Annotated in this window: 26 protein-coding genes; 7 read left to right on the plus strand and 19 right to left on the minus strand. The window is 71.6% G+C overall.

Annotated elements, in window-relative coordinates:
* Positions 1-141: 141 nt before the first annotated feature.
* From ACNF49_RS02220 to ACNF49_RS02250, 7 genes are all read right to left on the minus strand, one after another.
* Complete coding sequence (locus ACNF49_RS02220) at positions 142-492, minus strand: hypothetical protein (RefSeq protein WP_352364750.1); 351 nt, start codon at positions 490-492, stop codon at positions 142-144.
* Positions 493-564: 72 nt separating this feature from the next.
* Complete coding sequence (locus ACNF49_RS02225) at positions 565-1194, minus strand: GntR family transcriptional regulator (protein ID WP_357967444.1); 630 nt, start codon at positions 1192-1194, stop codon at positions 565-567.
* Entirely contained in the window at positions 1194-2102 is a 909-nt protein-coding gene (locus ACNF49_RS02230; protein WP_482942652.1) for a DMT family transporter, read from the minus strand. Before ACNF49_RS02230 ends, ACNF49_RS02225 begins: the two co-directional genes overlap by 1 nt.
* An 18-nt stretch (positions 2103-2120) precedes the next feature.
* Entirely contained in the window at positions 2121-2498 is a 378-nt protein-coding gene (locus ACNF49_RS02235) for a hypothetical protein (protein WP_482942653.1), read from the minus strand.
* A gap of 83 nt (positions 2499-2581) precedes the next feature.
* On the minus strand, positions 2582-3076 hold the full coding sequence (locus ACNF49_RS02240) for a GNAT family N-acetyltransferase (RefSeq protein ID WP_357966442.1): 495 nt from the start codon (positions 3074-3076) through the stop codon (positions 2582-2584).
* Positions 3077-3098: 22 nt separating this feature from the next.
* On the minus strand, positions 3099-3458 hold the full coding sequence (locus ACNF49_RS02245) for an MmcQ/YjbR family DNA-binding protein (RefSeq protein WP_357966439.1): 360 nt from the start codon (positions 3456-3458) through the stop codon (positions 3099-3101).
* Positions 3459-3497: 39 nt separating this feature from the next.
* A complete protein-coding gene (locus tag ACNF49_RS02250) occupies positions 3498-3917 on the minus strand; it encodes a VOC family protein (RefSeq protein WP_357966436.1) in 420 nt (139 codons plus the stop codon).
* Between the two features lie 155 nt (positions 3918-4072).
* On the opposite strand from ACNF49_RS02250, the gene ACNF49_RS02255 reads away from it, so the two are divergent.
* Positions 4073-4495: a hypothetical protein gene (locus ACNF49_RS02255; RefSeq protein WP_482942654.1), complete on the plus strand. Its 423-nt coding sequence runs from the start codon at positions 4073-4075 to the stop codon at positions 4493-4495.
* A gap of 337 nt (positions 4496-4832) precedes the next feature.
* On the opposite strand, the gene ACNF49_RS02260 is transcribed toward ACNF49_RS02255, so the two are convergent.
* Positions 4833-4985 carry a hypothetical protein gene (locus ACNF49_RS02260; RefSeq protein WP_482942655.1) on the minus strand — a complete coding sequence of 51 codons (153 nt, stop codon included), beginning with the start codon at positions 4983-4985 and terminating at the stop codon, positions 4833-4835.
* A gap of 74 nt (positions 4986-5059) precedes the next feature.
* On the opposite strand from ACNF49_RS02260, the gene ACNF49_RS02265 reads away from it, so the two are divergent.
* On the plus strand, positions 5060-5356 hold the full coding sequence (locus tag ACNF49_RS02265) for a hypothetical protein (protein ID WP_482942656.1): 297 nt from the start codon (positions 5060-5062) through the stop codon (positions 5354-5356).
* Positions 5357-5386: 30 nt separating this feature from the next.
* Positions 5387-6340, plus strand: coding sequence for a helix-turn-helix domain-containing protein (locus ACNF49_RS02270; RefSeq protein ID WP_482942657.1), 954 nt, complete (start codon positions 5387-5389; stop codon positions 6338-6340).
* Positions 6341-6375: 35 nt separating this feature from the next.
* Here the strand turns inward: ACNF49_RS02270 and ACNF49_RS02275 are convergent, their stop codons facing one another.
* The 3 genes from ACNF49_RS02275 to ACNF49_RS02285 form a co-directional block, all read right to left on the minus strand.
* Positions 6376-10119, minus strand: a complete 3744-nt coding sequence (locus ACNF49_RS02275; RefSeq protein WP_482942658.1) for a S8 family serine peptidase — start codon at positions 10117-10119, stop codon at positions 6376-6378.
* Between the two features lie 144 nt (positions 10120-10263).
* A complete protein-coding gene (locus tag ACNF49_RS02280) occupies positions 10264-11181 on the minus strand; it encodes an RNA polymerase sigma-70 factor (RefSeq protein WP_482942659.1) in 918 nt (305 codons plus the stop codon).
* Positions 11178-12389, minus strand: a complete 1212-nt coding sequence (locus ACNF49_RS02285) for an NAD(P)/FAD-dependent oxidoreductase (protein ID WP_482942660.1) — start codon at positions 12387-12389, stop codon at positions 11178-11180. The genes ACNF49_RS02280 and ACNF49_RS02285 overlap by 4 nt, the downstream gene beginning before the upstream one ends.
* Before the next feature lie 131 nt (positions 12390-12520).
* Between ACNF49_RS02285 and ACNF49_RS02290 the strand changes: the two genes are divergently transcribed.
* A complete protein-coding gene (locus ACNF49_RS02290) occupies positions 12521-13123 on the plus strand; it encodes a hypothetical protein (protein ID WP_482942661.1) in 603 nt (200 codons plus the stop codon).
* Here ACNF49_RS02290 and ACNF49_RS02295 read toward each other — a convergent pair.
* Genes ACNF49_RS02295 through ACNF49_RS02305 form a run of 3 tightly spaced genes read right to left on the minus strand, consistent with a single transcriptional unit; the run spans position 13120 to position 15649 of the window.
* Positions 13120-14313: an MFS transporter gene (locus ACNF49_RS02295; protein ID WP_482942662.1), complete on the minus strand. Its 1194-nt coding sequence runs from the start codon at positions 14311-14313 to the stop codon at positions 13120-13122. The two genes, ACNF49_RS02290 and ACNF49_RS02295, sit on opposite strands and share 4 nt — an antisense overlap.
* The gene (locus ACNF49_RS02300; RefSeq protein ID WP_482942663.1) at positions 14310-14669 is read right to left on the minus strand and encodes a thioredoxin family protein; all 360 of its coding nucleotides are present in this window, start codon (positions 14667-14669) and stop codon (positions 14310-14312) included. The genes ACNF49_RS02295 and ACNF49_RS02300 overlap by 4 nt, the downstream gene beginning before the upstream one ends.
* Positions 14670-14695: 26 nt before the next feature.
* Positions 14696-15649: an NAD(P)/FAD-dependent oxidoreductase gene (locus ACNF49_RS02305; RefSeq protein ID WP_482942664.1), complete on the minus strand. Its 954-nt coding sequence runs from the start codon at positions 15647-15649 to the stop codon at positions 14696-14698.
* Positions 15650-15742: 93 nt separating this feature from the next.
* Between ACNF49_RS02305 and ACNF49_RS02310 the strand changes: the two genes are divergently transcribed.
* Positions 15743-16336 carry a helix-turn-helix domain-containing protein gene (locus tag ACNF49_RS02310; protein ID WP_357966405.1) on the plus strand — a complete coding sequence of 198 codons (594 nt, stop codon included), beginning with the start codon at positions 15743-15745 and terminating at the stop codon, positions 16334-16336.
* A 10-nt stretch (positions 16337-16346) separates the two neighbouring features.
* Here ACNF49_RS02310 and ACNF49_RS02315 read toward each other — a convergent pair whose 3' ends face one another.
* Entirely contained in the window at positions 16347-16736 is a 390-nt protein-coding gene (locus tag ACNF49_RS02315; RefSeq protein WP_357966402.1) for a PPOX class F420-dependent oxidoreductase, read from the minus strand.
* A 70-nt stretch (positions 16737-16806) separates the two neighbouring features.
* Here ACNF49_RS02315 and ACNF49_RS02320 point away from each other — a divergent pair, with 70 nt between their 5' ends.
* Positions 16807-17229, plus strand: coding sequence for a MarR family winged helix-turn-helix transcriptional regulator (locus ACNF49_RS02320; protein ID WP_357966399.1), 423 nt, complete (start codon positions 16807-16809; stop codon positions 17227-17229).
* A 20-nt stretch (positions 17230-17249) separates the two neighbouring features.
* On the opposite strand, the gene ACNF49_RS02325 is transcribed toward ACNF49_RS02320, so the two are convergent.
* The 4 genes from ACNF49_RS02325 to ACNF49_RS02340 form a co-directional block, all read right to left on the minus strand.
* The gene (locus ACNF49_RS02325; RefSeq protein ID WP_357966396.1) at positions 17250-17531 is read right to left on the minus strand and encodes a hypothetical protein; all 282 of its coding nucleotides are present in this window, start codon (positions 17529-17531) and stop codon (positions 17250-17252) included.
* 54 nt (positions 17532-17585) lie between these two features.
* A complete protein-coding gene (locus ACNF49_RS02330; RefSeq protein WP_482942666.1) occupies positions 17586-18227 on the minus strand; it encodes a GNAT family N-acetyltransferase in 642 nt (213 codons plus the stop codon).
* A 192-nt stretch (positions 18228-18419) separates the two neighbouring features.
* Positions 18420-18692 (minus strand): hypothetical protein, encoded by a 273-nt coding sequence (locus tag ACNF49_RS02335; RefSeq protein ID WP_482942667.1) that lies wholly within the window; start codon positions 18690-18692, stop codon positions 18420-18422.
* A 356-nt stretch (positions 18693-19048) separates the two neighbouring features.
* Positions 19049-19246 (minus strand): hypothetical protein, encoded by a 198-nt coding sequence (locus tag ACNF49_RS02340; RefSeq protein WP_357966389.1) that lies wholly within the window; start codon positions 19244-19246, stop codon positions 19049-19051.
* Positions 19247-19437: 191 nt separating this feature from the next.
* Between ACNF49_RS02340 and ACNF49_RS02345 the strand changes: the two genes are divergently transcribed.
* Positions 19438-20034: a hypothetical protein gene (locus tag ACNF49_RS02345; protein WP_357966386.1), complete on the plus strand. Its 597-nt coding sequence runs from the start codon at positions 19438-19440 to the stop codon at positions 20032-20034.
* Positions 20035-20076: the final 42 nt, after the last annotated feature.

Consider the following 20076-nt stretch of genomic DNA (forward strand, 5'->3'; position numbering starts at 1 on the left):
GGGAATAACGGGAAATGTCCACAATCGGACGTCGATCTAGGGGTTTCGGGGGTTGACGGAACGATCCAAAAGTGCAGCGTGCGGGCGAGAAAATGTGAGGTTTATGGCGACATTTCGCCAGGTGACCGGCAGGCAAAGCCGCTAGTCGTACTCCAGATCCGGCAATGCGGACGGCGGATCAGGGCTGCGCCACACGACCACAACTCCGTCACGCGCGGAATCGGCGGCCAGGTTCAGCCGGTCGAGATCGAAATCGGGCAAGTAGCGTAGTCGGGCGACAAAGGTGGCATCAGTCGCGGAACGCGGCACCACGCAGCCTTCGCCGTCCCGATCGAGGAGGATGTAGAGGACGTCTTCCCCGGATTCGGTGGCGACACGGACCTCCACCACGTCCTCCCACGCGAGGGCTTCGACGCTGCCGTCGGCGTAGTGGCGGGTGACGCCCTCTTCGGTGACATATACGTAGGAGTCCGGCATCGGGTTGCCGTGCATGGCCGCGATTCTTGCGAGTTCCGGGGTTGTCCCGCAAGGGCTCGCGCGCAATGACGCACACGGCTCACCCGTTCAGGGAAGCTCGGGACTGCCCCAGTTGTGGCTGAGATGCGCCGCGACGGCCGCCCGCGCCGCCTCCACCGGGCCCGCCGCGATGGCGTCGAGCAGCTCGCGGTGCTCGCGGATCAGGACCTCCCGGTCGCGGTAGACCTGGCGCAGACGCACCATGCCGAGCCTGGTCTCGGCGGCGAGCGTGGCGTAGAGGCGTTCGAGCCGCCGGCTGCCGGCCGCCTCGATCAGCGCCTCGTGCAGGGCCATGTGCTCGGCCACGGTCGCCGACCACGGCGCGTCTGCCGGCAGCGCCTCCCACCTGAGCAGCGCGGCCTCGGCGTCGGGCACCCGGCGGCCGGCCACGGCCTGGGCCATCAGGTCCTCCAGGGGGCGGCGCACGTACATGAGGTCCTGGAGGTCCGAGATCGTCACCTCGGGGACATAGGCGCTGCGGTTGCGCTCCCGCCTGAGCAGTCCCTCGTGCACCAGGCCGGCCAGCGCCTCGCGCACGGTCGGCCTGGCCACGCCGTACGACGCGGCGATCTCCTGCTCGGGCAGCGGCGTGCCCGGCGCGATCTCGCCGGAGAGCACCCGGGTGCGCAGGGCGTCGGCGAGCGCGCCGACCGTGGAGACGGGTTTGAGGGGCAACATCACGGCTGTGATGCTAGTGCCGTTTCCCCGTCGCGCTCCCTGCCCTGCTCCCTGGCCCGGCCCCTGCCGCGTTCCGGCACGGCCACCGCCACCAGCCCGAGCACCAGCATCACCAGCCCGGCGACCGAGAGCGGGGACAGCCGCTCGCCCAGCACCAGCAGGCCCAGCAGCGCGGCGACGGCCGGCTCGGCCAGCGCCAGCGTCGAGGCCGTGGCGACCGGCGTGGTGCGCAGGCCGCGCCCGTACAGGATGTAGGACAGCGCGGTGGTGCCCAGGCCCAGGTAGAGCACGGCGAGCAGCCCGCGCGGCTCCCCCAGCCAGCCGACGCCGTTGACCAGCAGCACCGGCAGCATGACCAGGGCGGCGCCGCCGAACATCACCCCCATCACGGCGTCCGACTCGGCCCCCTTCTCGATGGCCCTGGCCGCCGAGACCGCGTAGAAGGCGTAGAGCAGGCCGCCGATCAGCGCGAACAGCACGCCCGAGACCATCTGGCCGCCCGCCTGCGCGCCGCCGCCGACGATCAGCGCCGCGCAGCCGCCGACCGCCGCCGTGGTCGCCAGCGCCCATCGCCCGCTCGGCCGCCGTCCGTGCAGCGCCCAGGACAGCAGGCCCGTGAACACGGGCCCGCTGCCGATCGCGACCACCGTGCCGATGGCCACGCCCGTACGCCCGACCGCCGCGAAGAAGCACAACTGGTACGCCGCCACCGCCAGGGCCGCCGGCACCAGCCCCGGCCGGAACGCCCGCCGGACGCCGGCCCGCGCGAGCAGGCCGAGCGCGGCGCCGCCGATGACCAGCCGGGCGGCGGCCAGGGCGACCGAGTCGGCCGAGACCAGCAGCCCCGCCGTGCCCGCGGTGCCCCAGAGCGCGGAGGCGCCCACGACGGCGAGAGGTCCGTTCTTCATGCCTACATTGTCAGACAATTAGACAATTTCGTCCAGCAGGTCGTCCAGCAGGCGGTCAGCGGGGGCGGCGACGTCGCCCGCGTAGTCGTCCAGGACGGCGAGCGCGGCGTGCACGTTCGGCAGGCTTCTGCGCGGCAGCTCCAGCAGCGGCTCGCCCTCCGCGGTGATCCCGCCCTCCACGTGGAAGGCGTCGCCGGAGACGGTGAGGGACACCTCGAAGCGCACCTCGCGGCCGTCGGGGAGGACGAAGTCGGCGCCCGTGCGCACTCCAGAGGGCGGGACGAAACAGGAGAACGGACGGCTGCGCACGAAGGGGTGGCGTAAGCCGGCGAGGATCTCGGCCGCCCTGCTCAGGGCCGCCAGCAGCCCGGCCGCGGCCCGGCTCTCGCTGTCCACCCGAAAAAGGGTAGTTCACCCCGCCACCACGTGACCAGCCAACTCGATCACCTGGCCCCCCGCGGCGGGTCAGGCCGGGCCAGTCAGTCGGTGGCGAGGCGGGCGTGGCGTTCGACGTCGAGGCGCACGCCCTCGTAGCAGAGCTTGCCGCGCTCGATGCCCTCCGCCCGGAACCCCGCCTTGGTCGCCACCCGGCACGAGGCCGGGTTGTCCGTGCGGTGCCCCAGCTCCAGCCGGAACAGCCCGCGCTCGCCGAACGCCCACCGGGCCAGCTCCTCGGTGGCCGCCGTCGCGATCCCGAGCCCCCGGTGTGCGGGCAGGACCCAGTAGGACACCCACCCGGTGTCGTGGGCGTCGATCCCGGCCACGGCCACGTTGCCGACCACCGCGCCGCCCTCGACGGTCACGGCGAACGCGTGCCCGACGCCCGTCCAGGACGTGATCCAGCCCACCGCGTCCTTGAGCGTGACGACGGGGAAGGACGACTGGCGGCGCAGATCGGGCGTACGGAACGCGCTCAGCACGGCCGGGGCGTCGTCCTCGCGCCACTCGCGAAGCCGGATGTCGACGGGGGTCACGCTGCCCGAGACTACCGCCGGCTCACGACGGCGCGATCTGGTGCTCCGCCTCGAACGCGCTGACCAGCGGCCGGGGCGCGGTCAGGCACCACGCCTCGGCCATCAGCTCGAACAGCTCGTCGGCGTCGATCTTGTCGAGGTGGACGACGACCCACCCGAAGCGCCCCGCGGTGAACTGCACCTCGAACACCTCGGGCCGCTCGGCCACCAGCGCCAGCTGCTCCTCGATCGTGGCCTTGACCCCGACGGTCTCGGTCTTCTCCCACAGGTAGCCGAAGCCCTTGCCGTGGACCTTGAAACCGACCCATTCCCCGCCGGGATGCTCGGTCACCTCCGGCAACCCGCGGACCAGGTCAAGGAACTCATCGACGCTCACACCCATGCAGCCTGTCTACCAAACCCGACCGACAACTCCGCCGGCTCAGCGGTAGTAGCGGACCTCGATGACGTTGCGGTCCAGGTCGGGGAAGAAGATCGTCTCGGGCGCGATGCCCTGGGCGCCGAAGGAGTTGGAGCCCTTGCCGGTGACCTCGATCCCGTGGTCCTTCAGCCGCACCTGGAGCGCGTCGAAGTCCTCCCGGCTCACCGACAGGCAGAAGTGGTTGATCTGGTGTCCGGCGCTGCCCGTCACCCCCGTGCCCTCCTCCACGCCCTTCGACACCTCGTGCGCCATCAGGTCGATGATCGTCTCGCCGGCGATCCGTACGCTCGGGAACCCCGCTTTGCCCTCGCGGAACTCCTCCCCCCGGACCCCTGGCAGGCCCACCACCTGCTCGTAGAAGCGCAGGGCGGCAAGCTGGTCGGAGACCCAGAGAACGAGATGGTCCAGACGCGCATCCATGTAATAGATCCTCCATTCCCGTCCAATATCCGTTGCGCGCATGCCGCTGTCCAATTGAGGGCCCCCGGGGCGGACGATCGTCCCCTGATCGAAAGGCGTGATTCACGCGGGGTTCCCCTGTCCAGGCGGGCGGCCGGTCCGTCATCATCTGTCCTATGACGGTGACCGTGCGGACCGAGCCGATGCCCTTCGTCGTACGGGCCGCCAGGTTCGTCATGACGCTCCAGGTGGCGTTCGGGCTGGTGGCGGTTGTCTCCCTGGGCGCCGCGGCGTTGTCCGTCCTCGCACCCGGCCCGCTCCTGCTGGTCGCGTGGGAGGCGGCGCTCCTCGGGCTGACCGGCTGGCTGCTGGGCCGCTTCGGCACCCGCGCCACGTGGGTGCGCTGGGCGGTCGTCGCCCTGGAACTGCTCGTCGTCACCGAGTTCGCGGTACTGCGCCTGATCGACTCCGGCCACCTCGACCCGGTACGGCTGCTCGTCACGAACGCCCTCGGGCCGCTGCCCGTCCTCGTCCTGCTGCTCCTGCCGCCGTCCTGGGGCTGGTTCTCGCAGCGGAAGCGGACGGATGCCGCCTCTTGACAGGAATGGGCGAAGATCGTCCATGATCGGGCATGAACGCGTTGATCCGGGCGGCCCTCGTGGGGGCCGTCGTGGGCCTGGCACAAGCCGTCATCGCCTTCCACGGCCCTGAGGACGCCGCGGGCAACCTGCTGCTGATGTTGTTCGCGCCCCTTCCGGCCGGGATGTTGCTGGCCTGGTACGCCATGTTGCGGAACTGGTGGCTCGTGGCGCTGCTGGGGCATTTCGCCCTGGTCGCGCTGTACGTCGGCCTGACCATGACCGCACCCTTCCCCGTCCTCGTCGGCCTCGGCTTTTGGCGGGTCGGCCTGATCACCATGGCCGCCGGAGCCTGCGGCTACGCCGTGGGAGCGGGGTTCGCCCTGCCGCTCGCCACACCGCTACGCGTCTCGGCGATCGGCGTGGCCGCGTCCATGTTCCTGGCGGCCTGGTCGAACCAGGACGTGATCGCGCTCGCCGCCCGGGCGCAGGCCATGGCCGCCCGGGACACCACGAACGTCGTGCCCGACCTGCCCGGTTTCCGGCTGGAGGAGGTGGCCGTCCTCCGCCGAGGAGCTCCTCCTCGTGTACCAGCGATCCCCCGCCAGCGGCGTCGGGGTCGAGATCCGGCCGGCGACCATGACCCCGGAGCAGGCGTGCGACGACGAGGCCGACCTCGAGGACATGGTCTGCGCCGAGGCCGCGCGGGACCTCTGGGTCCTGAAGGACGGCGACACCAGGACCGTGTTCACCGTCCATGGCGACACCCTGGTGGAACTCCACAGCTCCGACGTCCCGGAGAAGCAGTTGCTCGCCGCCGCACGCGCCCTGCGGCCCATCGGCCTCTGGGAGCTGGCCGCGCCCGCGTACGAGCGACAGTGATGCGGCGAGGCAGTCGGAAAGTGCTGGGACATGCTGGATAGGCTGGGGTTCAGCGACGAGGAGGAGGTCGTCTACCTCGAGCTCCTGCGCCGCCGCCGGGTGACGATCCCCGACGTGGGCGAGGCGCTGGACCTGCCGGTGACGGCCGTGACGGCGGCCGTGACACGGCTCGTCGCGTTCGGCCTGGCCAGCCGCGACAACACCGGGTTGTACACGGCCGTGCCCCCCGACGTGGGCCTCGGCACGCTGATCGCCGAGCGCCAGGCCGCGCTGCAGCAGGTGCAGGGCAGGCTGGCCGAGCTGGTGGAGGTGTACCGCACGGGCGCGGCCTCGCCCGCGGGCGAGATCGAGGCGCTCACCACGCCGGAACAGCTCGCCACCTGGCTCGGCAACCTGGAACGCGGCGCCCGTCGGGAGGTGCTGGCCTTCTTCCGGCCTCCGTACGTGCTCGACGTCAACCTGGTCGACTCCACCAACGCCCTGGCCACCTACCGCTACGTGTACGAACGCGCCGCGCTGGACGACCCCAGGGCCCCGGCCGAGATCGCCAGGTTCCTGAAGGGCGGCTACGAGATCAGGATCGCCGTCGAGCTGCCCAGCAAGATGATCGTCGTGGACCGGGAGGTCGTGCTCCTGCCCGTCCTGCCCGACCAGACGAGCGTGGAACCGGGCTTCCTCCTGGTCAGGGGGCAGTCCCTGGTCCATCTTCTGGTGGAGTTGTTCGAGCGGGTGTGGCAGGCGGCGACCCCGCTGCGGCTCACCGCCACGAGCGTGACCGAAGGGGTCGCGGCCTGGGACGACACCGATGTGACGCTGATGACGTACCTGCTGTCCGGGATGCCGGACAAGACGGTCGCCAGCCGGCTCGGCACCAGCGAGCGCACCGTCCAGCGCCGGATCCGGCGGCTGATGAAGCTGGCCGGGACCGACAGCCGCATGCAGCTCGCCTGGTACGCGGCCCGGTCCGGCATGATCCCGCTGTGAGGGGCGCCCCCGCCGGGGACGCCCCTCACCTGGACCTATCGGCGTAGCTGGTACGCGCGGGTCACGGTCTGCTCGACGGTGCCGCCGTCGGCGTCGGTGGCCTGCACGCGCAGCGAGACGAACCCGCCGGGCTTCGCCGGGTTCCTGATCGTGCCGGTGAAGGCCCGCTCACCGGCACCGGCGAGCCGCACGGGCTGCCAGGTGGCGCCGTCGTCGGCGGAGGTCCACAGGGCGGCCCGGGTGATGCGCGGCCCCGCCAGGCCCTTGGGGTAGCGCAGGCCGAGGCCGACGCGGGTGGGGGCGTTCGCGCGGGCGCTGTTGGCCTCGTCGACGTCGAGGTCGTAGTCGATCGACAGGACCGGCAGCAGGGCGGAGGTGGCCGCCTGCTCCGAGTGGAACGTCCAGTCGGTGCGCACCTTGGTGGAGGTCGTCCAGAAAGGCTGGTCCCGCTGCACGTCGGTCACCACTCGGTACTGGGCGCGTTCCGGCACCACCGGGAAGGCGACGGCCGCCGACGGCGCGGTGCCCAACAGCTCGCCGTCGCGGTAGACCGTCGACTGCTCCTTGTCTGCGGAGGCGCGGAACAGGTACGTCTGGCCGGGCGCGGTGTCGAACAGCCCGCCCGCGAGGAGCACGCCGGTCGCGCCGTCGCGGAACGCCGACTTGTCCACCGTGGCCGGCAGCGCCGTGCGGACCACCGCCTTGTTCCAGTCGCGCGACACCCGCTGACCGGCCTTGAGCACGTACGGCGCGGTCTGCTGCCACGCCTGGCCGCCCTCCCAGACCGAGCCCACCTGCATCGCCTCCCAGGTCCGCAGGTCGGCCGTGACGTACTCGGTGAGGGGCCGCGGCATGATCAGCCGGGTGAAGACCGCGTAGGCCATGCTCTGCATCGGCGAGACCAGCAGCCGGACGTACCCGGCCTCCGTGGCCGGCGCCGACGCGTGGAACGACGACTGCACGGTGGCCAGCTCGCCGTCGCGCACCTTGTACCGCTGGTCCGCCGGGACGCCGCCGTTCCGGTACTTGACCAGCTCGTAGGCGTACGGGCTCACCGCCGTGCCCGTGAGCCGGACCTGCAGCCTGCCCCGGCCCGCCGCCGCGGCCAGCCGGGCGCCCTGCTCACCCGCGAGCGTCATCGCCGGGATCCTGGTCAGCGACGTGCTCCAGTTCTCGGCGCCCCAGTTGTCGGGCTTGTCGTTGTAGACGATGACCGCGCCCGCGCCCGCGGCGGCCGCGTTGTCGACCTGCTGCTGCGGCGTGAGCTCGGCGCTGCGCTTGACCAGCGCGAGCCGCCCCCGGACCGCCTGCCCCGCGTAGTCCTCGGGACGGCCGGTCCCGGCGTCCGCGGCCCGCATGACCTGGGTGCCGTCGATGCGCGCGGAGCCGGCCCGGCCCCGGAAGAACGCCGGCTCGATCGGCTCGGCCCCGGCGCCGAGGATCTGCGCCTTCAGCTCCGGCGCGGTGAGCGACCAGCCGACCCGGGACTCGAAGCGGCTGCTCGTGCCCTGGGACGGGACGGAATACACCTTCGTCTCGCCGTTCATCCACTGTTCGAGGCCGTAGGCGTTGGTGCCGGCCGCGCTCTGGATCGCCAGGCCGAGCCGGACCCTGTTCGTCTGGTTCGGCTTCGGGGTGTCCATGGTGACCGGTCCGGCCTTGGCGCCGTCGAACGTGATGGTCCGGTCGGAGTCGATGACCGCGCCCGGCTCGGCGCCGTAGGTGTACTCCCAGACCCGGTTCCCCTCGGCGGCGTAGTGGAAGATCTCCGCCATGAAGGCGTGCTCGCCCCGGGGCAGCCGGACCTTGGCGGTGCCGTCCGCGCCGATCAGGTAGCTGTCCGGAAGGCCCAGCCTGTCGAGGTTGATGTCGTGCACGACGGCGGCGCCGGTGGTCGGCTTGCCGTCCCGGTCGAGCACCTTGAGGGTGACGTCGAAGCGCTCCACGTCCCGGACGAAGCCGACGGCCGTGGTCACGACCGTCTGGCCGTCGGCGGTGGTCGCGGTGACGTGCGCGCCGTGCGCCCCGGCCGGCACGGCCGAGGTGTCGACGGTGACGGCCGCCGACGCGGTGCCGTGCGCCGGCACGGTCACCGTCTGGGCGCCCAGGGTCAGCGCCGCGGCCGGCAGGTCCTCGCCCGCGCCCTTGGCGGCGAGCGTCAGGGTGACGGGCTGGTCGCCGTCGTTGACGTACTCGATCTGCTTGGTGGCCGGCTCTCCGGCGTCCCAGTCGGCGAGCCTGAAGTCGATCACACCGGACCCCGAGACGGGCTGGCGTACGGCGCGGCTCACGTCCACGCGGCCGGCGCCCTGGCTGTGCACGGGGGTGCCGGCCGTCGTCCGCGCCGTGCTGACGAGCTGGTTCTTCAGCCTCGCGGCGGTCCAGTCGGGGTGCCGCTGCGCGAGGATCGCGGCGGCGCCCGCCACGTGCGGCGTGGCCATGGACGTGCCGCTCGCCGTGGTGTACGTGCCGTCGACCGGCGTGCCCATCGAGGTGCCCGCGGCGCGGGCGGCCACGATCTTGAAGCCGGGAGCGGTGATCTCCGGCTTGAGCGCCCCGTCGCCGCCGCGGGGACCGCGGCTGGAGAAGTCGGTGATCGCGTCCGCCGAATCGACCGCGCCGACGGTGAGCGCCGCCTCGGCCGCGCCGGGCGAGCCCACCGTGGTCGCCCCCGGGCCGCTGTTGCCCGCGGCGATGGTGAACAGCACGCCCGTCTCGGCGGTCAGCTCGTTGACCGCCACGGCCATCGGGTCGGTGCCGTCGGCGCCCTCCTGGCCGCCCAGGCTCATCGAGACGACCTTCGCACCCGAGTGGGCCGCCCAGTTCATCCCGTCGAGGATCCACGACTCCATGCCGGCGCCCTCGTCGGCCAGCACCTTGCCCACGATCAGCCGGGCGCCGGGCGCCACGCCCTTGTACTTGCCGCCCGAGCCCGCGCCGCTGCCCGCGATCGTGGAGGCGACGTGCGTGCCGTGCCCGTGGCCGTCCTGCGCCGTCTGGCCGGGGACGAAACTGCGGCTCTCCGCGATCCGGTCGGCCAGGTCGGGGTGGTTCGCGTCCACGCCGGTGTCCAGGACGGCGACCTTGACGCCGGTTCCGTCGTAACCGGCGGCCCATGCCTCGGGGGCGCCGATCTGCGGCACGCTCTTGTCGAGCAGCGTCTTGACCTTGCCGTCCAGCCAGAGCTTCTCGATGCCGCCGGAGAGCCGGGCCTTGGGCGTCCCCGCCTTGGCGGTGTCGTCGTCGACGGCCTCCCAGAACGCGCCGCCGCGCTTCTTGTCCGCGGCGACGGCCGCGCCCCGGATGCCGGGCAGGGACCGGGTGACCCGGCCGCCGTCGGGTGGACCGGCCTTCGCCAGGCCCTTGCCGGTGTACCGCACGATGGTCGGGATCGACTCGCTGTGGGCGTCGTCGTACCCCTGGGCGATGAGCTGGGTGACGTTGAACAGCCGCTTGTCCACCTGGCCCGAGGCGACCAGCGGCGCGGCCTCGTTCGGCAGCACGTACACGTCGGTGCCGACCGTGTAGGTGCGCAGGTCGCCGGCCGACCGCCGGCCGGGGGTGACGGTGACCGAGACGGGACGGCCGGCCTGGCTGGCCACGACGACCTCGTCCCCGGTGATGAGGGTGACCCGCGCGGTGGTGACCGACGACGCCGGTACGCCGGTGACACCGGCGGCGGGGGCCGTCGCGTCACCGTGGGCGCTTCCGGTGCCGGCCGCGACGAGCGTGGCGGCGAGGGCGGCGCTGAGCAGCGCCGCTCTACGACTGAATGGCATGGCGGTGGCTCTCTTTCTACCGGTTGGGGGTTGCGCAACCGGCAGAACAAAGTTTTGCCAGAAAGGGACGGACACACCATGACTAGGGCATGGCGGACAACCGACATGTCAGGTCGTTGCCACCGGCCGAGTCAGCGACGGGTGTCAAGGCTTGAGGTCGCGGGCGGTTCCGGCCGCGACAGCGCCCAGCTTGTCGGGGTTGGCGACGTTGTGGACGGCGGTGATGTGCCCCTCGGCGTCGAAGTCGAAGGTCACGGTGGCGACGACCCGGCCCTGACCGCTGAACACCACGCCGGGGCCGCCGTTGATCTCGGCGAGCTCGGCCCTCATGTCGCCCGGCTCGACGCCCTGGTAGGCGACCGTGCCGATCGCGGCGAACCACGCGGCCACCGTCTTCGCGCCCACGACCGGACGCAGCGCCTGGCGCACCTTCCCGCCCCCGTCGGTCCACAGGGTGACGTCGGGGGACAGCAGTTCCATGAGCGTGTTGATGTCGCCACCGGTCGCGGCGGCCAGGAAACGCCGCGTGACGTCCCGCTGCCGCGTCCGGTCGGCCGTGAAGCGCGGCCGCCGGGCCTGCACGTGCTCCCGCGCCCGATGCGCGACCTGGCGCACCGCCGCCTCGGAACGCTCCACCGCCTCGGCGATCTCGGCGTGGCTGAAGCCGAAGACCTCCTTGAGCACGAACACCGCGCGTTCGAGCGGGCTCAGCGTCTCCAGGACCACCAGCATCGCCGTCGAGACCGAATCGGCGCCCGCGACGTCGTCGGCGGTGTCGCCGCTGGTCAGGATCGGCTCCGGCAACCACGGCCCCACGTACGTCTCGCGCTGGTACTGCGTCGACCGCAGCCGCTGCAGGGCCACGTTCGACACGATCCGCGCCAGGTACGCCTTGGGATCGGCCACCTGCGAACGGTCGTCGGCCGACCACCTGATCCAGGCGTCCTGGACCGCGTCCTCGGCGTCGGCCGCCGAGCCGAGCACGCGGTAGGCCACCGAGAACAGCAGCCTGCGATGCTGGTCGAAGACCTGCTGGTCCTGCTCCGAGTACGCGTGGCTCATCGCCCGGCGCCGATCCGGGTGAACCGGCCGCCGCGCGGCCAGAGCGCGCCGGAGACCGGCATCTTCTTCATGCGGACGTACGTCGGCCAGGGTGCTGCAGTCACCGTCTCCTTATACCGTGCGGCCGTGCGACCGGTGAGATACACCCTGCGCGGGCTGTCGTCGGGGTGGGTGAACTGCACGACCCCGTCGTTGCGGCCGAGGCTCACCGGGGTGTGGTAGTAGCCGAAGCGGAACGGCTTGAGCCGCCGGCCGTCCAGGGCGCGCAGGATCGACACCGCGGCGTGCACGCCGGTCGGCATGCCGCTCTGGCAGGTGCCGTGCATGACGCCGTAACCCTGGCGGATCGCGGCGGCGTCGCCGAGGGCGTACACGTCCGGGTGCGACACCGAGCGCAGGAAGGCGTCGGTGACGATCCGGCCGCGGTCGTCCACGGTGAGCCCGGCGGCCGCCGCCAGCGGCGAGACCCGCGTGCCGCTCGTCCACAGGACGACGTCGGCGGCGACGCTCTCCGCGTCCTGTCCGCACACCACCTCGACCGACCCGGGCAGCACCTTCGTGACCTCGACGCCGCTGCGCACCCGGACGCCCAGCCGGGCCAGCGCCTTGCGCATGTACTCCCTCGGCCCGGCCGCCATGGCCGCGCCGGGCTCCTGCCTGCCGAGCAGCACGACGTCCAGCTCGGGGTGGCGCTCGGCGATCTCGGCGGCCGACTCGACGCCGGTCAGCCCGCTGCCGCAGACGGCCACCGTCCCACGGCCCAGCCGGGCCAGCCGGGCGGCCAGCGCCTCGGCGTCCGGCACGCTGTCCAGCGTGTACGCGTGCTCCTCCACCCCCGGCACCGTCACCGAGTCGGCCACGCTGCCCAGCCCGTACACCAGGGTGTCGTAGTGCAGGACGCGGTCGTCGTCGATCCGCACGCTCCTGGCCCGCACGTCCACGGCCGTCACCCAGCCCCGCACGAACCGGGCCCCGGTGCCCTCCAGCAGCTCCGGGATGCGCATCTCGGCGACCTGCTGCCCGCTCGCCACGACGTGCATCCGCAACCGCTCGGTGAACCGCTCCTGCGGATTGACCAGGGTCACCCGGACGTCCGCCCGCCCCTTGGTCCGCGCCGCGAGCTGAATCGCGGCCGCCATCCCCGCATACCCCGCCCCCAGCACCAGGACGTGGTGCGAAGCCTTGCCGTTCTCGCGCTGTGTGGTCATCGTCGTGCCTTTCGTACGGTGCGTCTGACCACGTGATGCGAGACCCCACCCCATCCGTGACACGGCTCCACTGTGATCCGCGCCACAGCCCGGCCGAGAACCAAGCCGGTCCCGGCGGCATCCAACGGTTCATGATCGGCTTGACGCTCTCCCTGCTGCTGGCCCTGTCACCGGCGGCCGTGACCGAGATTCCGAAGAACTTCCTGTTCACCGAGCGTGCCGCGCGTGTGCCGCTGAGCCCGGACGACGCCGCCGAGCAGGGATACAAGATCAGCGACAGGCTCACCGCGCCCTTCGAGCTGAACCCGTGCCGGCATCGGCGTGCCGTCGACCGCGGCCGGACGGCCGCCCGCACGATCACCTACTGGAGCACCGCGCCCAGCAGGTCGGCCGAGCAGCTCGTCCTCTACAAGAGCCCGCGGGCCGCCCGTGCCGCGCTCGCCGGCCTGCGCGCCGAGGCCGGGCGGTGCGCGCGCAAGGGTGACCCGTCGGTGCCCACGCTCGAGATCCAGTGGCGGACGACCAAGGTGAAGGCGGGGGACGAGGCCCTGGGCATGGGCTACCGGACCCGGCAGGCCGGCAACGTGGACCGGACGATCACGGGGGTCGTCGCACGCAGGGGCAGCGCGCTGATCGTCTACCGGACCGACGACGGAGACTACGACCCCGGCCGGCTCACCAGGAACGCCAGGAAGATGGCCGTCAAGGTCTGCGGCCTGCCCGGCGTCTGCTAGCCCGCCCGCCGCGACGACAACCGGTCCAGCAGGACCGGGACGACCGTGAGCGCCGCCAGCCCCGCCCCGATCCACGGGACGGCGGTGACCCCCGCCCCCGCGTCCAGCGCGGCGGCGGCCAGCACCGGCACGAGGCTGATGCCCAGCTGGAAGGCCGAGACGGTGGTGGCCCCGGCGAGCGTCGGCGCCGCCGACGCGATGGCGAACACCCGCCCGTAGATGGCCGGGTTCAGCACGAACCCGGCGACGCCGAGCAGCAGCACCAGCGGCACGACGGCCGGGACGTGCCGCCCGAGCACGGCCAGCAGCACGGAGCAGGCCGCGATCCCGAGCGCCCCCGCCAGGAGCGCGTGGGTGGGCAGCCGGTCGGCGATGCGGCCCCCGACCGACAGTCCGGCGAAGGCCCCCACGCCGAACAGCGTCAGGATCACCGGCACCCAGACCCCGGGCACGCCCGTGACCTCCGTCAGGAACGCCGCCAGGTAGTTGTAGGAGATCATGTAGGCCGCGGTGCTCAGCAGGGTGACGGCGTACACGATCCACAGCTGGGGCCGGCGCATCGTGCGGAGCTCGCCGCGGACGCTCGCCTGCCCGTGCCCGCCGGTGGCGGGCAGCGCGACGAGCGTCAGGACGGCGCCGGCGACGGTGAGGGCGGTCACGGCCCAGAACCCGCCGCGCCAGCCGGTGAAGTAGCTGATCATCGCGCCGGCAGGCCCGCCGGCGATCATCGCCAGGCTCAGCCCGCTGACGACCACCCCGGACGCGCGGGCGGTGCGGTCCGCCGGGACCAGCCCGATCGCGGTGACCGCCGCCACCGCCCAGAACCCCGCGTACGCCAGACCGGAGAGAAAGCGCGTGACCAGGAGCACCGGATAGCTGTCGGTGAGGATGCCGATCGCCACGCAGGCGGCGAAGGCCGCCTGGGCGACCACCAGCGTCGTCCGGCGCGGCCAGCGGAGGGTCATGATGGCCAGCGGCGGCCCGCCGATCACGACCCCCGCCGCGAACGCCGAGATCAGCCCGCCAGCGGAGGCCAGCGTGATCCGCAGGTCCGCGGCGACGGCCGGCAGGACGCCGGCGAGCAGGAACTCCGCGCTGCCCATCGAGAACAGGCTGAAGGACAGCAGGTAGACCCCCAGCGGCAGCCTGCCACGGGCGACCGCCGGCCGCCCGGTGGCCGTGGCGCTCATCGGTCCACCCCCGCCTCGCGCAGGGCCGCGGTGAGGTATTCGTCCAGTACGTGCCGGGGAGCGGCTCCCGTCCAGGAACCGGCGGGCCGGCCGTCGGCGTACACGACGAAGGCGGGGACGGCGGTGATGCCGTGCCGGGCGGCCAGGCCGGGCTGGTCGTCCAGGTCGGCCCGGACGACGTCCACCTCGCCCGCGCGGTCGGCCGCCAGGCTCTCCACGATCGGGGTGACCATCTGGCACGGACGGCACCAGGCCGCCCAGAACTGGATCAGGACCGGACGTTCCGCCTGGAGGACGCGTTCGGTGAAGTTCTGCTCGGTGACGCTGCGCACCGAGCCGGGAACATGCGCGGGCATGACGAAGTCTCCTTGCGTGTGGGGGGTCAGCGAGCCGGGACGGACGTCGCGCGGCGCCGCTCGACGGCGTCCCGGACCTCTTCGTCCACCAGGTCGGCGTTGACGGCGAACGCTGCGGCCGAACCCATCCCCGCCGCCGTGACGACCTGCGCGCGCGGGTCGACGACGTTGCCCGCCGCCCAGACCCCGGGCACGCTGGTCCGTCCCGTCCGGTCGGTGACGACCCAGCCGGCGTCGTCCTTGGCACAACCCAGAAGGGTGAGCACCTGGTCCTGCGGCACCATGCGCGGGAACAGGAACACGGCGGCGCGCGGCAGCACCCGCCCGTCGGCGAGCTCGACGCCGCGCAACCGTCCGTCCTCGACGACGAGGTGGTCGATCGGGCCCTCGACGATGCGCACGCCGCGGGCCTCCAGACGGTCGCGGTCCTCCGGCGTCAGGTCGAGGGTGTGGGTCAGGAAGACGACGTCGTCACTCCACTGGCGCAGGAGCAGGGCCTGGTGGACCGCCCCCGGATGCGTGCCGAGCACCGCCAGCGCCTGGTCGCCGACCTCGTGGCCGTGACAGTAGGGGCAGTGCAGGACGTCCTTGCCCCACCGCTCCCGTACGCCGGGGATGGCGGGCAGCTCGTCGTACAGGCCGGTGGCGACCAGGAGGCGGCGGGCGCCGAGCACCGGGCCGCCCTCCAGCCGCACGGCGAAGCCCGGTTCGACCTCCGCCACCCGCCCCCGGATGAGACGCACGCCGTACCGGTCGATCTCGGCCCGTCCGAGCTCCAGCAGGGTCGCGGGCGGCAGGCCGTCGCGGGACAGGAAGCCGTGCATGTGCGCGGCCGGGGCGTTGCGCGGCGCGCCCGCGTCGACCACGACCACCTTGCGCCGCGCGCGCCCGAGGAGCAGGGCCGCGCTCAGTCCGGCCGCCCCCGCGCCGACCACCACCACGTCGTACTCGGTGTTCTTGCTGTTCATCGCCGTAGTCATGACGATCACCTCCGGTCCCGATGGTGCGATCCGGCACGCGGAGATGACAACTTCTGTTGCCATTTCTGGGAAATCGGCGGTGGAATGGGCCTCATGGAGCAGCAATCCCGGATCGATGCCACGCTGGCCCAGGTCGGCGCCCGGCTCAGACACCTCCGCACCCAGCGCGGCGTGACCCTGTCGGCCCTGGCCGAGGCCACCGGCATCTCCAAGAGCACGCTCTCGCGGCTGGAGTCGGGGCAGCGCCGACCCAGCCTGGAGCTGCTGCTGCCGATCGCGGAGGCGCACCAGGTGCCGCTGGACGAGCTGGTCGGCGCGCCGGAGGTCGGCGACCCGCGGGTCCGCCTCAAGCCGGTGGTCCGCAACGGCCGGACCGTGCTGCCCCTGACCGTCCAGCCCGGCCCGCTGCAGGCGTGGAAGTCGGTCATCCCCGCCGACCAGAACCAGCCGCAGCTCGTCACGCACGAGGGTTACGAGTGGATGTACGTGCTCTCGGGGCGCGTCCGCCTGATCGTGGGCGACCACGACCTGGTCATGGGGCCCGGCGAGGCCGCCGAGTTCGACACCCACCTGCCCCACTGGTTCGGCCCCGCGGGCGATCGTCCGGTGGAGGTGCTCAACCTGTTCGGACGGCAGGGCGAACGCATGCACATGCGCGCCCAGCCCCGCCCCCGGCAGCCGTCCTAGAAGTGTTCGGTCACTGGCTGGTGCAGCGGGTGGGCCGCACGACGATGACCACCCTGCGCTCGGCGTCGCCGACGGGCCGTTCGTAGTCGAGGCCGTAACGCCTGGCCAGCACGTCGAAGAAGTCGCCCTGGGGGTCGGGTTCGACCCGCTCGACCGTCCCCCGGACCTCCAGGTAGCGGTACGGCTGCTCGGGATCGTTGACCGAGACGGCCACGTGCGGGCGGGCGCTCGCGTTGCGCCCCTTCTGCCGGTCGCTCGTGGTGGTGAAGCGCAGGAACTCGCCGTCCCAGACGGTCCACACGGGCGTCACCTGCGGGGTGCCGTCGGGCATCAACGTCGCCAGATGGACGTACAGGGGGCGGGTCAGCAGGTCGAGATGGCTCTCCGGGATCACAGACATGCCCGGAACACTATCAAAGCTTTTATACCTATAAGAGCTTTTAGTGCCTGCCGACTTGTAGGCTCCCTGCATGGACATGCCCCCGGAGGAGCGGCTCGGCCTCGACGTCAAGCGCGCCGAGCAGCGACTCATGGCGGCCAAGCACGCCGCGGTCAAGACCGCCGGACTGACCGTGCCCCAGTACGCCGCCCTGCTCGCCCTCGACGCCAACCCGGGCATCTCCGCCGCCGCCCTGGCCAGGGAATGCCTGGTCACGCCGCAGGCCATGAACGTCGTACTGAAGAACCTGCTCGAACACGGCCTGATCGAACGTTCCCCCCATCAGTGGCACCGCACCATGCTCGAAACCCACCTCACGGACGCCGGCCGCGAAGCTCTGCGGGTGGCGGACGAGGCGGCCGTGATCATCGAACGCCGCATCTCCACCGCCTTCACCCCCGAGGAACGCACCACCCTCCGCACCCTCCTCACCCGCTTCACCGACGCGATCTGACCGGGCGCCGGGCAAGCTCCTCATCCGGCCGGGGAGCCACCGAGGATCAGGTCGGCCATCCGCAGCAGCCGGTCCACGTACGTCCTCGCCTCCCGGCCACGCGCTCGCCGCCGGATCCAGCGCAGGTCGCGGGCGCTGCTGACGAGCCGCTCGCGTAGCTGGTCGGTGAGCGCCTTGCCCTCATTACGGACGTACCAGAACATGACACCCGCGACTCCGTCGTCCGCCAGGACCAGATCCGCGAACAGGTCCCGATCAGCCAGCCCGGGAAACGGAACGTGCCGATGCTCTTCCCAGAGCACGGACACTTCTTCGAACACCTCTGGCGACACTTTGCCCACGCGCCAAAGATACGGTCACCGCTCTATGCGAAGGCTCACCTGTGACCCCAGCTCGCGGAACCCGAGAGCTCGGGCCACCCGCCGCGACGCCTCCGGACGCGCCCGCCACTGCGGCAGCAACCCCGCACCGAGCGCGTCGGCCACCGCCGCCGACGCCACCGCCCGAGCCAGCCCCCGCCCCCGGAACCCCTCGGCAGTCAGTACGGACAGATGCGCCGCCGTGTCCAACCACGTCCGATATCCGGCGGCGGCGACCACATCACCGCCCGCACGAACCACCCATACCGCCGAACCGACGTCCGCCAGCCCGCTCTCGTCGGCGTCCTGCTCGCTCACCGCCGCCACCAGCCCGTCGACGTCCCGATCCCCCGCCGCCAGCCGTTCGACATCCGCGCCGACATGGCAGGGAACGAACTCCTCAACATCGACGTACGCGAGCGTCGCCGGCCCCAGGACCTCACGGACCTCCAGCCGCCCAGAAAGCCGCTCGGACAGGCGCGAAAGATCGACGCCGTTCTCGCCGAGACCGCCGAGCAGGGCCTGACGCACCGGCTCGGTCAACCCGGCATCAGGCACCGTGACCAGCGCCCCGCCGTCCAGCACGACGATCCCCGTCCACCCGGGCGGGCACAACCCCGACCCGGAGGAGACGACCACCGCGACCTCTCCCCGCCCGGGAAACACCACAGGCACCCGAGCCAGGTCCGCCCACAACCGCCCCGCCACATTCCACACCACACTCAATGATCCCAAACAGCGCCACAGGCACCAGGGGATATGAGCCTTCCTGTTGTGACGAAGACGCCGCCTCCCCCACAACAGGCGGTCTTCTCGACCGGCACCGGCCCGCTAGTTGCTCTCCGGTCGCTGCCGAAGGTCCGAACGGCGCAGGAGGCTGCAGCCATGGCCGTTGATGTGGTGCCGCAGCCCGGTGATCTCGTCGACCAGGGCCTCGTAATCTCGTCTCAGCTCGGCCTGGAAGGCAGCGAGTTCGGTCATCATCAGAACGATGCTGATCATGGTGATGTCGTCCGCGGTGCGGGTGCTCGTCTCGAGCGCCTTGACGCGTAGCATCACCTTGAGGATCTGCGCCTCTAGGTTCACGGCTCCTGCCTGTTCCACGCAGGGAAGAAGATGCCGCACCGGTGGCCCGGCACGTGCTCTGACGTGAGCACAGTGACAGGTGGACGGCAAAGAACGGAGCCGCGGTCCGACGCAAGGTGTAGTTCTTTCTCCTACCGCCAAGCGTCTTCCTCCCAGGGATGCGGTTTCTCACCAGCACCCTGCACACAAACACCGCCGAACTGCCTGAAAGGCCCTCAACCGCGCCAGGCCCCGCCGAGCCAGATCACCCTCACGGGCACGTCCCGCAGCCTCCAGCACCGCCCAGATCGAGCACCACACGAGCGAAGATCCTGATCGGTCCCAGCAGCCAGACAGGCCAACCCGCTGAGGCCGCGCACCGGCAGCCGGTTCCCTTACAGGTGGAACCAGTGAATCCGCCGGCACGTGGTACAGACGAAGCAGGTCGCGTCCCGGTTGGCCCAGTCCAGGCCCATGAAGGTCATTCCGGTCGTCTGCAGCTTCCACTGGCGGGACTCGAAGATCTCGCTCTGGCACGTGTCGCACCTGAGGTTCTGCCCGTGCGGGAGCCTTACGGTGGTGGCCTCGTCCATGTTCACGATGCTATGCGACCACCGATCGAGATGATCTGCCGAGAACGAGGCAGTTGCTCCTGCAAATCCCTGCCTATCCAGAAACAGGCCCAATCACCTGTGCCGCGGCACGTAGCGGTCGCGGGAACGGCGCCTCTGTCTCAGCGGGGTGGCACAGTGGGCATCAGTGACCGAGGAGGAGTTGAAGGACTATGGGTGACTTTTTCGAGCGGATCGTCGATGTCGAGGTAACCGGCGAAAAGGCTGAGTCCCTCGCAGAGCGGGTGGTCGACTGGATGGTCGCCGAGGGGCTGATCACACGCGAAAGGTCCAGCGACGGCATGTACAGCCTGCAAGTGGACGACGGGTACGAGCCCGGCCCCAACTGGGAACGGGCAGTGGCCGACTCCTCGGACCCGTCGTGGATACCAGGCCCGGTGGCGGTCATCGTCGGGCGGGATCACCACGTCGGGGGCCAGGGGATGAGCGAGGCGGACTCCGCGACCTGCCCACGATGTGACGCGACCACCGTGATCATCGACTACCCGAACGCATGGGAGGCGGACCAGGAGGTCTGGCAGCCGTTCAGCGACGGCATCGACACCTGGAAGGAGACCGGCGAAGGAAGTGTCACCTGCTCCTCGTGCGGCGCCTCCGTCCCGGTCACCGAGTGGCAGTTCGGGTCCGGCTTCGACCTCGGCGCCCTCGCATTCGACTTCTGGGGCTGGCCACCTCTCCGCGCCAGCTTCCACACGGAATTGAGCAAGCAACTGGGCCACCGCATCGAGGTACAAACGGGCAAGTTCTGACCCGCCACAAGCGCTGAACCGGGTGACGACGCGAGCAGCCGT

The sequence above is a fragment of the Actinomadura sp. ATCC 39365 genome (assembly GCF_054392275.1).